This window comes from Candidatus Neomarinimicrobiota bacterium (genome assembly GCA_017656425.1).
GTDB lineage: Bacteria > Fidelibacterota > UBA2242 > UBA2242 > B5-G15 > JACDNV01.
The window spans coordinates 57,327-70,706 of record JACDNV010000007.1; the positions used below are offsets into that span (position 1 = coordinate 57,327).

General features: G+C 32.6%; 12 protein-coding genes. All 12 read left to right on the top strand.

From position 1 onward, the window contains the following. The first annotated feature begins 4 nt into the window (after positions 1–4). From H0Z29_06255 to H0Z29_06310, 12 genes are read left to right on the top strand one after another with little or no spacing between them, the layout of a single operon-like run. Positions 5–910 carry a class I SAM-dependent methyltransferase gene (locus tag H0Z29_06255; GenBank protein MBO8131105.1) on the top strand — a complete coding sequence of 302 codons (906 nt, stop codon included), beginning with the start codon at positions 5–7 and terminating at the stop codon, positions 908–910. Between the two features lies 1 nt (position 911). Then, complete coding sequence (locus H0Z29_06260) at positions 912–1,928, top strand: DUF4837 family protein (GenBank protein MBO8131106.1); 1,017 nt, start codon at positions 912–914, stop codon at positions 1,926–1,928. A gap of 19 nt (positions 1,929–1,947) precedes the next feature. Next, entirely contained in the window at positions 1,948–2,829 is an 882-nt protein-coding gene (gene rfbD, locus H0Z29_06265; GenBank protein MBO8131107.1) for a dTDP-4-dehydrorhamnose reductase, read from the top strand. Between the two features lie 2 nt (positions 2,830–2,831). Further along, a complete protein-coding gene (locus H0Z29_06270; protein MBO8131108.1) occupies positions 2,832–3,551 on the top strand; it encodes a polyprenol monophosphomannose synthase in 720 nt (239 codons plus the stop codon). A gap of 9 nt (positions 3,552–3,560) precedes the next feature. After that, positions 3,561–5,621 carry a glycosyltransferase gene (locus H0Z29_06275; protein ID MBO8131109.1) on the top strand — a complete coding sequence of 687 codons (2,061 nt, stop codon included), beginning with the start codon at positions 3,561–3,563 and terminating at the stop codon, positions 5,619–5,621. Between the two features lie 6 nt (positions 5,622–5,627). Then, on the top strand, positions 5,628–6,584 hold the full coding sequence (locus H0Z29_06280) for an acetyl-CoA carboxylase carboxyltransferase subunit alpha (GenBank protein MBO8131110.1): 957 nt from the start codon (positions 5,628–5,630) through the stop codon (positions 6,582–6,584). Further along, complete coding sequence (locus H0Z29_06285) at positions 6,577–6,984, top strand: acyl-CoA thioesterase (GenBank protein MBO8131111.1); 408 nt, start codon at positions 6,577–6,579, stop codon at positions 6,982–6,984. The genes H0Z29_06280 and H0Z29_06285 overlap by 8 nt, the downstream gene beginning before the upstream one ends. A gap of 49 nt (positions 6,985–7,033) precedes the next feature. Then, on the top strand, positions 7,034–7,717 hold the full coding sequence (locus tag H0Z29_06290; GenBank protein MBO8131112.1) for a queuosine precursor transporter: 684 nt from the start codon (positions 7,034–7,036) through the stop codon (positions 7,715–7,717). A gap of 16 nt (positions 7,718–7,733) precedes the next feature. Further along, the gene (locus H0Z29_06295) at positions 7,734–8,369 is read left to right on the top strand and encodes a dTMP kinase (protein ID MBO8131113.1); all 636 of its coding nucleotides are present in this window, start codon (positions 7,734–7,736) and stop codon (positions 8,367–8,369) included. Beyond that, positions 8,369–10,030 carry a S41 family peptidase gene (locus tag H0Z29_06300; GenBank protein MBO8131114.1) on the top strand — a complete coding sequence of 554 codons (1,662 nt, stop codon included), beginning with the start codon at positions 8,369–8,371 and terminating at the stop codon, positions 10,028–10,030. Before H0Z29_06295 ends, H0Z29_06300 begins: the two co-directional genes overlap by 1 nt. Continuing rightward, positions 10,023–11,165 carry a C40 family peptidase gene (locus H0Z29_06305; protein MBO8131115.1) on the top strand — a complete coding sequence of 381 codons (1,143 nt, stop codon included), beginning with the start codon at positions 10,023–10,025 and terminating at the stop codon, positions 11,163–11,165. Before H0Z29_06300 ends, H0Z29_06305 begins: the two co-directional genes overlap by 8 nt. A 25-nt stretch (positions 11,166–11,190) precedes the next feature. Beyond that, on the top strand, positions 11,191–13,380 hold the full coding sequence (locus H0Z29_06310) for a hypothetical protein (GenBank protein MBO8131116.1): 2,190 nt from the start codon (positions 11,191–11,193) through the stop codon (positions 13,378–13,380).

The window sequence follows — 13,380 nt, forward strand, 5'->3', positions numbered from 1 at the left end:
TTAAATGTTGAGATTGGAAAATATAAATTGCCCTTTATGCAAATCTGGAAAAAGTATATTTTTCCTAAGTACATTTGATCGGTTTGATAAGGATAAAGAAAAAATATTCAGGATTGTAAAATGTGGAAGGTGCGGTCTTATTTTTCTTAATCCGAGAGTACCATTTACTGAAATTTCACAATATTATAGTAGTGAAAATTACGACCCCTTCATTTCAATTGAGAAAAGTTTTGATATAGCTTCTATTATTTATAAATCAATAAGAAATATTAATTTACGAATCAAATATCACCTTGTTAGTAGTTATAAGAGAAGTGGCAAGATTCTTGACTATGGAACTGCTACTGGAGAGTTTTTAGAGACTATGAGACAAAAAGGCTGGGAAACATATGGTGTTGAATTGGATGATAAAAGTTGTGAATTTGCAAATAAGAAGGGATTAAATGTTTATAAAAATATAAATGAAATAGAGGTCTCTAAAAAATTTGATGTAATTACCATGTGGCATAGCCTGGAACACATTCATGAGCTTAATGAGACAATTAAAAATATAATAGAGAGATTAAATGAGAATGGTTTCCTTATAATTGCAGTTCCCAATATTGAATCCTATGGTTTTAACGTATATAAAGAACATTGGATTGCCCTTGATTCTCCTAGACATCTTTACCATTTTACCTACAGGACAATTAAGTTTTTATTTAAAAAATATAATATGGATATTTTCAATACACACATATTGCTTTTTGATACCTTTTATAATCATATTAAGAGCTTTCTATTATTGAATACAAAATTGTTTGACTTATATTATCTTTTGGGTAATTTAATAGCTGAATTATTAATGGCTTATTTTGAATCTAAGAGGTTTGCATCAACTTTAATTTATGTATTAAAAAAGGTTGAATGATATGAAAAGTAAAATACTGATTATTGTTGGGATGATTGTACTTGTTCTTTCTTACTCCTGTGATAGACAAAAATATGCGAAAGGACCTCTGGACGTGATTTATGTCCTAGCGGATGATGAATCTAAGAAGGAATTAAAAACAGTAATTGATACTTTAGGGACGTATGGTATAAGAACTCCAAAGTTTCAAGCTTTCTATGATGTAAAATGGTTTACTTTCAGGGATATTCCCTTTGTTAAAGAATATCATCATGTTGTTATAGTTGCTAACTTGAATAATGAAGTAGGCGAAGAAATTGCAAGGAAGTTATTGAATCCTAAACAATTTAAGGATGCAGAGCGAGATAGTTTGAATATCTTTTTCATAAAAGATTTATGGGTGAAAGATCAAGCGGTTATTTTCATTGCCGGTAAAGATTTTCAAAAATTAAGAAGAGCTATATCATCAAATGTTGGGTGGATTTATCGAAAGATTGATGAAAATTTTGTAAATATATCAAATAAATATATCTTTAAATATGGTGAACAAAGAAATTTGTCTCGTTATTTATGGGGTAAATATCATTGGACAATGAGAATACAGCATGATTATATGATAGTGCATGAGTATGAGGATAAGAATTTTGTCTGGCTTGGAAGAGGTTTCCCTTATCGATGGATATCGGTTAGCTGGGCAAATGGTTTTGAACCTAAATGGTTGACAGAACCAGGTTTATTTGAAAGGAGGAATAAAATCGGTGAAATTTATGGTGGGATAGGTACTGATAAGAGATTCCTTGGTTTTTACTGGACTGAATTTGCAGGATATAATGCATTAAAAATGTATGGACTCTGGTATCATAAAAAAGAAGCAAAAGGAGGACCGTTTGTAACCTACTCTTTTTACGATGAAGAAACTGATAGAACATTTATTATAGATTTATTAGTTTTTGCACCGGGAGAAAAGGTAACCCTTATTTTAAGACAGGCTGATTTGATGATAAGGACTTTTACAACGAAACCTGATTTTAAATTATAAGATTAGCTCAGGGAAGGGGATGAATATACTGATAACTGGCGCCAATGGAATGTTAGGTGAAAAATGTTTTCATATACTATCTGACAAATTTTCTGTAATTACAACTGATTTGGGTGAAAAATGCCTTTATTCAGATGATGCAGCATATACGAGGCTTGACATTACCGAAGAGAAGAGTGTTATTGAGTTTATCAGGGAATTGAAACCTGATGCAGTTGTAAACTGTGCCGCATATACCGATGTAGATGGAGCAGAAAAAAGTCGTGAAATAGCTTGGAACGTAAATGTTAAAGGGGTTGAAAATCTGGTAAAGGCTATAGAACCTATTGGAGCTCATTTGATACATATTTCAACTGATTATATATTTGATGGTGTAAATGGTCCTTATTCTGAAAATGATCCTCCTTCACCAATAAACTATTACGGTTTAACGAAATATGAAGGTGAAAAGATTGTGCAGGTATCGAACATTCCATGGACTATTGTAAGAACGAATGTTCTTTTTGGTAATAGTAAATATCAGCAGGCGAGCTTCGTTAGCTGGGTAATTAGAAAAGTGAGTAATAGAGAAGTGATATATGTTGTTAATGATCAATATGGCAATCCTACATGGGCAAATGCTCTTGCCGAGGCTATATCTGCTATTCTTGAGAAAAAAGCTTTGGGTTTATATCATTATGGTGGGAAGGATTATATAAATAGATTTTCTTTTGCTCTAGAAATTGTTGCTGTATTTGATCTCGACCCTAAATTTGTAAAACCTACTACAACCAAAGCCTTGAATCAAGTGGCAAGAAGACCATATAGGGGCGGATTAGCGGTAGAAAAAATCAAGAGTGAATTAGGAGTAAGAATTTATTCAATCAGAGAAGCATTAGAAGCGATGAAAAGAGGACTATAAGGTTGAAGTCTCTTGTAATAATTCCTACGTATAATGAAAAGGAAAACATAAAAGTAGTTATTGATAAGGTCAATGCACTCGGTATTGATATTGATATTCTTGTTGTTGATGATAATAGCCCGGATGGTACGGGGAAAATTGTAAGTGACTTGGCAAAAGAGAATTCTCGCATACATTTAATTGGAAGGAAGGGTAAGCTTGGATTGGGTTCTGCTTACGTTGAAGGTTTTAAATGGGCATTGAGTCGTGACTATGAATATATTATAGAAATGGACGCCGATCTATCTCATAATCCTTTCGATATACCAAGGCTATTGAATAAAAGTAAAAAAAGTTATGATGTAGTAATTGGGTCGAGATATTGTGACGGGGTAAATGTTGTACATTGGCCAATAAAAAGGTTGATATTAAGCTACGGTGCAAATAAATATACAAGAATTGTAACTGGCTTACCCGTTAAAGATTGCACTGCTGGGTTTGTTTGTTATAAAAGGGTAGTACTGGAAAATATAAATTTTGAGAAAATAAAGTCTACTGGCTACGCATTTCAAATAGAAATGAAGTATAGGGCATGGAAAAAGGGCTTTAGTCTGGTAGAGATACCTATTATATTTGAAGAGCGCACAGAAGGCAAGTCGAAGATGACAAAACATATCATATACGAAGCGGCATTAATGGTCTGGAAATTGAAAATACTAAGTATTTTGGGGCTGTTAAAATAATAAATTAATATGGATATCTCCGTAATAATAGTTAGTTATAATGTTAAAGAATTTCTGTACCAGTGTATATTATCTCTTAAAAAGGCGATTGAAGGGCTTGAATCAGAAATAATTGTAGTTGATAATAATTCGATTGATGGTACTGCTATAATTATTGAGAAGTATTTTCCAGATATATTACTGATAAAAAACAAAGAGAATCTCGGCTTTGGTAAAGCCTGTAATCAGGCATTAAAGCTGGCTAAAGGTGAGTATATATTATTCATTAATCCAGATACTATAATCCAGGAAGATACGATAAAGGTAATGCTAAACTTTTTTAGAGAGCATCCTGACGCAGGTGCAGCTGGATGTAAAATATTAAATTCTGATGGGACATTGCAGCTTTCCTGCAGACGTAGTTTCCCTACGCCATTTGTTGCTTTTTCAAAGCTTGTTGGACTGAGCCGTCTTTTCCCAAAAAGTAATGTATTCGGGAAGTATAATTTGACTTACCTTGATCCTGATAAGGTGTATCCCGTAGATGCTATTAGCGGTTCTTTCATGATGATAAAAAGAGAGGTATATGACAAAGTTGGTGGTTTCGATGAAAGCTTCTTTATGTATGGTGAGGATCTGGATTATTGCTACAGAATTAAAGAAGCTGGATGGAAAATCTATTATGTGCCATATACAAAAGTAATTCATTACAAGGGTGAAAGTGCAAAGCTTGCCAATTTTGATAATATAATTACATTTTATAAAGCAATGGATATATTTGTTAGAAAATATTATAGTAGGAGTTATTCACTGGTTACTGATGTCATCTTAAGATTTGGGATATTATTAAGGGGTATTATTTCTTTTATAAGCAAGATAATAAAGAAATATTTTACAGTTTTTATCGATTCAATTTTTATTATTGCAGGTATTCTACTAGCACATAGATTCCAGACAAGACCATTACCTCCTTATGGAGTTCTTTTTTCCTTAATAGTTATCTACATAATGGTATGGCTTGGGACAGGGTATGTGATTGGGTTATACAACAAAAAGGAATTATCATATTCACGTGCTTTTGTTGCTTCGTTTACAAGTTTTTTAATCTCTATCTTTATTAACCTGATTCTTAAGAATAGTTTATATTCGCCAAGGTTTCTCATCTGGAGTTTTATACTGGTTAGTATTTTGTTACCAGGGTGGAGACTTGCTGTAATAGTATTACAGCGAAGAAGATTGATTTCTCTTAAATCTGTTTTATCTAAAGCGTTGCTTTCCCGTCGTGTTATAATTGTAGGTGCTGGTGAGGAGGGAAGAAGAATAGCAGATAGATTGCATAAGCATTTGGAACTTGGTTTTGAGATTATTGGATTTGTTGATAAGGAATTTTATCCTGAAAGAATAGGTAATTTCCCTTTCCTTGGTACAATAAATGATTTAAAGGAAATAATAAAAATATATAAAGCTACGGAATTGATTTTTACTCTCGATAAATTTAATAATAATGAAATACTTGATATAATTGATTCTATTAAAGATGTTAAAATAAACGCGAGGATAGCCCCCAGAAAACTTGATTATATTATTGGTAAGTCAAGCGTAGAGAAAATTGAGGATATCCCTCTAATTGATGTAGATTACAACATTTATAGACCGATAAATAAGATTTCAAAAAGATTGTTTGATATAATTATATCTCTTCCAATGAGTATTATTGTTAGTTTAATGTTACCATTTTTCTACCTATCAGGAAAGAGGCTTTCGAAGAAAAAGTTTATCGGGATGGATGGGCATTATTTTACTGGCTATATTATTGGTAGCAAAAACAGTAATAAAGCCACAAAGCTGGAAAGACTGCCTCTATTTTTCTCTATATTAAAAGGTGATATGAGTGTTGTTGGTAATGAATTATTAATAGCTGATAATAATAATGTTTATCTGAGATGTAAGCCGGGATTAACTGGGCTGGCTCAGTTACAGAAAAATTTTTATAATAGCAAAAGTTTGAATAATTATGAATATTATTATATGTTAAATCACTCGCTATTTTTAGATATTGAGATTATTATAAAAGCTTTATTAAAAGTCTGAGGGAATATGTCTGATATTATTTTGGATTTTGAAAGACCAATATTAGAATTAGAAAAAAGAATTCAAGATATGAAAAATCTTGCTGAAGCGAATGGTCTCGATCTATCAGTTGAAATAAGGAGACTGGAAGATAAACTGCAAAAACTTATTAGAAAAACTTATGCAAATCTTAATAGATGGCAGAGAGTTCAGCTTGCCCGTCATCCAAATAGGCCATATACACTGGATTATATTTCGAGGATATGTTCTGATTTTATAGAGGTACATGGAGACAGATACTTTTCTGACGATAAGGCGATTGTTACAGGATTTGGAATTATAGATACCTATAAAGTTGTTATTATTGGACATCAAAAGGGTAGAAGCACAAAGGAAAATCTTTTTAGAAATTTTGGAATGCCACATCCAGAGGGTTATAGAAAAGCCCTTCGGGCAATGAAACTTGCAGAAAAATTTAATAAACCTGTGGTTTCATTTATTGATACACCCGGAGCATATCCTGGTATAGGAGCAGAGGAGCGGGGACAAGCAGAAGCTATAGCGAAGAATCTTTTTGAGATGTCAAGGTTGAGAGTTCCAATTGTAATCGTGGTTATTGGCGAAGGAGCAAGTGGTGGAGCATTGGGCATTGGAGTAGGAGATAGGATATTGGTTATGGAGAACACATGGTATTCTGTTATATCACCTGAGGGGTGTGCATCGATTCTATTTAGAGATGCTTCAAAATCGCCTATAGCAGCCGAAGCTATGAAAGTAACAGCTCAGGATCTTAACGAACTTGGAATAGTCGATGAAATTATACCCGAACCAATCGGGGGAGCACACAGGGATTATGACCTGTCAGCTCAAAATGTCAAAAAAGCAATATTGAAACATTTGAGAGAACTTATAAAAATTCCAGTTGATAAGCTTATTAGTGATAGAATAGAAAAATACAGTAGAATGGGTTCATGGGATGAATAGATTCATTTATAACTATAGAGTAAGATATAAAGATATTGATAAAATGGGAGTAATGTATTATTCAAGATATTTTGAAATATTTGAAGAAGCCAGGACGGAACTTCTTAGGGAAATTGGATTAACTTATAAGGAGTTGGAAGAGAAAGGATATTATTTGCCGGTAGTTGAAGCATATTGTAACTATAAACGGTCAGCCTACTACGATGATTTATTGACCGTTGAATGTTTTGTAGCGGAATTTTCTATCGTAAAAATTAGAATAAACTATGAAGTTGTCAGAGATAAAGATTTAATTGGTAGTGGACATACAGTGCATGTTTTCATTGATAATAACGGGAAAATTAAGAGACCCGATAAAAATACTATATCAATCCTGAAGTTGATTGTAAAAAATAATTGATTTTGTATAGTACAGTAGCTGTATGTGTGAATAAAAAAGGATGGATAATATGTCGAATGAGCTTGTATTTTTGATTATGACAATTTTTGTGCTTTCTTCCTCTTTATTGGCTTTCCGTCTTGGAAAGGTATGGCTATATTCTTTTATAGCGATAAACATAATTCTAGCGAATATATTTGTGACTAAGCAATTTAACATTTTCGGAATAGCGGCAACTGGGGGAAATATAACTTATGGATCAATATTTTTGTCTACGGATTTATTATGTGAGCATTATTCTAAAAGAGAAGGTAGAAAGGCAGTATATATTGGCTTTTTTGCAGCCCTCTTTTATCTTGGGACAAGTCAGCTGATATTATTGTTTACACCTAATGAATATGACTTAGCACATTCTTCACTGATAAGGATATTTTCCTTTGCACCAAGAATAATTTTTGCATCACTGATAGCATATATGGTAAGTCAGTTGAATGATATATGGTTGTTTCATTTTATAAAAGAAAAAACATCGGGCAGATTTCTATGGCTCAGGAATAATGGCTCCACATGGGTAAGTCAATTAATCGATTCTATAACATTCAATGTAGTTGCTTTTTTAGGTACTTATCCATTTAAGATTGTATTGCAAATAATTTTGTCCACATACATTTTAAAATTAATTATAGCAGCCATTGATACCCCTTTCATTTACCTTAGCTATATAGTGAAGAAAAAAGCAGAACCGATAGTTTAGTTATCGGAGTAATAGAATGAAGTATCCAGGGTTATTTATCACGTTTGAGGGTATTGACGGATCGGGCAAAACTACTCAAGTGAATTTTTTAGTTAACAGGCTTAATGAGCTATCTAAAAAATATAGATTATTTCGTGAGCCTGGTGGTACATACATTGGAGAAAAGATAAGGGACATTTTACTTGATAGAAATAATAGCGAATTGTTTCCTGTAACTGAGCTACTCCTTTATTCTGCAAGTAGATATCAGTTAACAAAAGAAAAAATTATTCCGTCTCTAATAGAGGGTTACATTGTTATTTGTGATCGTTTTTATGATTCTACGACAGCTTATCAGGGGTATGGCAGAGGATTGAATTTGGAATTTATTGAAGAATTGAACAAATTTGCCAGTTGTAATATTGAGCCTGATATTACGTTTCTTATTGATGTATCAATTGAAGAAAGATATAAAAGGTTAAAGCGAAAGATGCTAGATAGATTGGAAATTGAGGATAGGGACTTTCACGAAAAAGTTAGAGAAGGATTTTTACAGCTTGCTCAAAAAAATAAGCATAGGGTTGTGGTTATAGATGGTAATAGACCTGCAGAAGAGGTGTTCGCTTCGATAGAAAAGAAATTAATAAATACTATAAAAAAAAGAGGTTTATGATGGATAAGCAAAATAATTTTTCATTTAGAATATTATTGATAGCATTGATTGTTATTGCTATAGTATTTGCCTTCAGTAATAGGGATATATATAGGGAGACACAGGATTCTATCAATTTGTACAACGAGGTATTTAAAAATATATTTAGCAAGTATGTAGAGCCAGTAAAACCAGAAAAATTTGTTGAGAAAAGCCTTGAGCTAACTCTTGAACAGCTTGATCCCTACACTGAGCTTTTGAACAAGGAACAACAGGAATCGATTAAGCTGATGACAGAGGGTGAATATGGTGGAGTTGGGATGAGAATAAGCGTTTACAACGATACGATTACTGTAATATCACCAATAGTAGGTAGCCCCTCTTTTAGAGCAGGAATACAACCAGGTGATCAGATTTTAATGATAGATACTATAAATGCTGTTGGTTTAGGTCTCAGTGAAGCAGCAAGGAAAATCAGAGGAAAAGTTGGCACGCAGGTAAAACTTTTAATAAGAAGACCGGGCGTTTTTGATAAGATGGAATATGTTTTAAGAAGAGAAAAGATTAAAATTGAGAATATTAGCTATTCTGGATACATCGATGATGGTATCTATTACATAAAATTAATTGATTTTTCCAGTGGTGCAGCAAGGCAGATAAGAGAAGACATTATTAAGAACGCTGGATTAGAAAAAATAAAAGGACTTGTTCTGGATTTGAGAGGAAATCCAGGCGGATTGCTGAAAGAGGCAATAAGGGTTGCTGAAATATTTACAAATCCTGGTGACACTCTATTGATTACCCGAGGTAGAAATCCAGAGTCTAATGGATATTATGTATCAAAGAGAGAACCTTTGATCGATAATAATGTTAAGTTAGCAGTATTAATAGATAGGGGTAGTGCTTCTGCAAGTGAGATTGTTGCTGGTGTTGTTCAGGATTTAGACAGAGGAGTAATACTTGGTAATAGTTCTTTTGGGAAAGGATTGGTGCAATCGGTAGTTTCAATTGATAGAAAACATATATTGAAGATTACGACTGCAAAATATTATACTCCAAGTGGTAGACTGATCCAAAAGCCAAATTTCATAAAAGATCCGACTATTGTTGATTTTTCTGAAGAGTCTGATACTGTTTTTTATTCAAGACATGGAAGAAAGCTCCCAAGCCATGGGGGGATTCATCCTGATATAGAGGTGTCGAATGAAAGGACACTTCCTATAGTACAGGGATTGTGGAGAGAAAATCTATTCTATGAATTTGCTCTACATTATAAGTCTAAACTGAATCAGATACCTGTAGATTTACAAGATTTACAACTGGATGATAATATATTGATTGAATTTAGAAAATATGTAAAAGAAAGGGGATTTGATTATACCTTTGATGAAGAGAAGGAAATGAGAAAATTGGAGAAAAAGCTAAAAGAGAATAAAAATCTTGGTGTCTCTGTAGATTTTAGCCAGCTATATAAGAGGTTTGAAGAGCTCGAGAAGGAAGAGTGGGAAAAGAGTGAGGAGCAAATAAGATTGAGTCTAAAAGCAGAGCTTGGCATGCTGATTGGTGGATTATCTGGAAGAGTAGCAGCTACTTTGCAGGATGATAAGGTAGTTCAGAAAGCAATTGAAGTTCTTAAGAATTCGGGGGAATATGCTACCGTTCTTGGTTTTAAAAATGAGTAAGGTTAAACATGTTTTAAGCTTTCTCTTAATTATTTTATCGGTTTTAATTTTTACCAAATGCGCAAATGTTCCACAGATGGTTAATGAAATAAATGAATTAATTAAAGAATATGAAAAGAAATACAATCTCGATAGTCGTATTGCTATCTGGTGTATTGATTTAAAATTCATATCGAATAGTTTAATGTTAACAGGTGAAACTGATCACAAAGGTATATTGGATACTCTCGTGAAAACGATAGGCAAGAAGTATCCTAATCTTCAAATTGTCAATAAAGTAAATGTTTTGCCTGACAGTTCAATCGGTAAAAACTATTATGGACTTGTTAATGTGTCGGTAGCATCTATTGTTAGTGATCCTAAACATCCGGCAGAGCTTAAGACTCAGATTATTCTTGGGCACAGAGTATTAATATTAAAGGAATCCGGGGATTTCTATTTAGTAAAGGGAGATGATAATTATATTGGATGGATATTAAAAGATTGTATTGTAAGAGGAGACAAAAAATTTATTGATAGATGGTTTCGCAACAAACTTTATGTTTTTTATGACCTTGAAGGTAGGATATATGAATCTGCTGATTATTCCTCGAATCCTATTTCTGATATTGTGATGGGAGGTATAGTCAAGTTTATAGGCAAAAAGGAGGATTGGATATTTATTGAGTTGCCTGACAGGAGAAGAGGTTTTATTCCACGATACCAATTGATCAGTTATAATAAATATAAGTCTTTGACACCTTCCTCAAGTCGAGTAGTTCGTCTTGCTAGGAGGATGCTTGGACGTCCATATCTATGGGGTGGGACTTCCACTAAATTCGTTGATTGTAGCGGATTAATACAATTCATTTTTCGCAATCTTGGTATGCTTTTGCCAAGAGATGCTGATATGCAATCGAAGTTAGGAGAACCAGTAGATACCTCAGGAGGATTCTCTAATTTGAAGCCTGGCGATTTACTCTTTTTTGGTAATCAATCAGGTGAAATCAATCATGTTGCTTTATATATCGGTAATCTCGAGTATATTCATGCATCTGGTATGGTCAGAGTAAATAGTCTTGACGAGGAGTCTGAGAATTTTGATAGGAAAAGGAAAGAATCTTTAAAGTTTGTGAAAAGACTAACTATCGATTAGATAACTGACTCTGGCAAAATATTTAATGACAACAAAAAATAATAAAAATATTTACTGGTTACTGTTCCCTATTTTTATCGGAGTAATTTCAATAATAACTCAGAATGTTTTTATCCGTGTCGGTTTAAGTACCTTTCAGGGTAATGAAATAGCTCTATGTATTATAATTGGACACTGGCTTTTGTTGACAGGTCTTGGTAGTAGATTACGTCTGTATTTTAAAAGGAGTTTGAAAAGTGAAAAACTATTTATAAAAATTTCTATGATATTTATTTTTTCCACAGCCGCATCAATTTTATTCTACATGTTTTCAAAAAGATTAATTGGACTTCCTCAACAAGAAATTCTTGGAATAATACCTATTTTCGTTATCAGTTTTTCAGGGTTATTGCTACCATGTCTTGCTAATGGCATGTTTTTCCCTCTATTAGTGGGTGTTTACGAAGAAGACCAGATAGATTTCCCTATAAATAGAGTCTACTCGATGGAGACATTGGGCTCTGCTATAGGAAGTTTACTTTTATGGATTTTTTTGATATCGGGCATGAATTCTATTATGATAATATTTTTTACTCTCTTATTTTTTTCAATTATTCTTTACCTGGTCTCATGTGGGGAAAGAATAACATTCCTGTTTTTGCTAATTATAATCAGTTTACTTCTTGTAGCTTCAAATAAGATTAATTCTTTGATATGGAAGCCTCAAAGATTAGTGGAATATAAGGAATCGGAGTATTCATCAATTGCGATTACAGATTACTATAATATGAAAACTCTTTATACTTCATCATCACCTGCCTGGATTTTTAATAATTCACAGAGTAGAGAAGAGATTGTTCATTTTCCGTTGTTACTTTGTGATAGACCAGAAAATATTCTTGTGATAGGTGTTGGAAATTATGAAATGGCATTTGAGATTGCAAAACATCCAACTATCAAGTATATTTTGATTCTGCAAAAGGATAAAATTCTGCAGGATAGACTTAATGAATACAGCTTTATGTACAGAGATAGTATCAGAAGAGATGTGAAAATTCAATTTTCGAGTCTTCGTGTTGATGATATTTTAAAGAACGATAGTTACCGTTTCGACGTTGTGATATTAAACCTTCCTTTACCATCGAGTGCTTATTTAAATAGTTTTTATACAAGTTGGTTTTTTGATAAGATAAAAGATATTATCACGCAAGATGGTATTTTGGCACTCCATTTTCCAGGTGGTGAAAATTATTTAAGTGAGGAAAACATTGAATTTTTGAAAATAATAGAAAATACAGTGAAGAAAAGTTTTAAAAAGTTGGTATGGATTCCGGGGTCAACCATTCATCTTTTAGCTTCCGATAGCATTGTTAATATCTCCTATGATAAAATTATAGAAGAAATTAAAAATAGAAAATTAAACCTGAGATATATACGTGAATATTACCTTTTTGATAGATTAAATCCCCTGAGGTTTGATTTTCTGAATTCAAATTTAATGAGATGCGATGTAAGAATTACTAATTCACTCCACAAACCGATTGGTTATTATTTTACTACCATACTATGGGATAAAAGGACTGGTGGTATTTTAAAGGATTTTTATAAGTTTTTAAATAATATCGATGAAAAAATTATTTACACCCCCTTAATTTTTTTATTGTTACCGATTTTATTTAGGAAAAGACGGGAAGCGTTGTTGAAAGAATTTATCTTTTCCATTGGATTTATTTCCATGTCAATGATTGGATTATACATAATCATATATCAGAGTATGATTGGAGATATTTATATTAAAATTTTATTTTTGAATTTATCGTTTATGGTAGGAGCATCAATAGGTTCCTGGTTTGCAAAAATATATAATTCTTTCTTTAATAGAATTTATCGATGGTTTTTTTTGTTACTGTTAATGTTGATCCTTGCAGGTTATATTTTTGTTGGTGTGGAATTACCAGATTTAATTTACACAGTTGTTATTCCTGCTTTAATTTTAATTACTGGAATTTCCTGTGGCATATTGTTTCCAGTGCTTACGCTAAAAATACGTTCAATTTCAGGAAGTGATGTCTCATCCAGTTCAGCAGTGGGTTATTCCCTTGATATATTTGGTGCATGTGCAGGTTTGTATCTAATATCCGTAATTATTTTGCCAGTTTACGGTTTATATGTGTCGCTGAATATTTTATCGGTATATACGATTATTTTATCAATTTTATGTTTCTTTTGTAAGTAA

What these genes read in the sequence shown, in the direction of transcription:
- rfbD (MBO8131107.1), top strand. Translation starts at nt 1,948, where the DNA reads ATGAATATACTGATAACTGGCGCCAATGGAATGTTAGGTGAAAAATGT.
- H0Z29_06305 (MBO8131115.1), top strand. Translation starts at nt 10,023, where the DNA reads ATGAGTAAGGTTAAACATGTTTTAAGCTTTCTCTTAATTATTTTATCG.
- H0Z29_06255 (MBO8131105.1), top strand. Translation starts at nt 5, where the DNA reads ATGTTGAGATTGGAAAATATAAATTGCCCTTTATGCAAATCTGGAAAA.
- H0Z29_06285 (MBO8131111.1), top strand. Translation starts at nt 6,577, where the DNA reads ATGAATAGATTCATTTATAACTATAGAGTAAGATATAAAGATATTGAT.
- H0Z29_06275 (MBO8131109.1), top strand. Translation starts at nt 3,561, where the DNA reads ATGGATATCTCCGTAATAATAGTTAGTTATAATGTTAAAGAATTTCTG.
- H0Z29_06300 (MBO8131114.1), top strand. Translation starts at nt 8,369, where the DNA reads ATGGATAAGCAAAATAATTTTTCATTTAGAATATTATTGATAGCATTG.
- H0Z29_06290 (MBO8131112.1), top strand. Translation starts at nt 7,034, where the DNA reads ATGTCGAATGAGCTTGTATTTTTGATTATGACAATTTTTGTGCTTTCT.
- H0Z29_06260 (MBO8131106.1), top strand. Translation starts at nt 912, where the DNA reads ATGAAAAGTAAAATACTGATTATTGTTGGGATGATTGTACTTGTTCTT.
- H0Z29_06280 (MBO8131110.1), top strand. Translation starts at nt 5,628, where the DNA reads ATGTCTGATATTATTTTGGATTTTGAAAGACCAATATTAGAATTAGAA.
- H0Z29_06310 (MBO8131116.1), top strand. Translation starts at nt 11,191, where the DNA reads ATGACAACAAAAAATAATAAAAATATTTACTGGTTACTGTTCCCTATT.
- H0Z29_06295 (MBO8131113.1), top strand. Translation starts at nt 7,734, where the DNA reads ATGAAGTATCCAGGGTTATTTATCACGTTTGAGGGTATTGACGGATCG.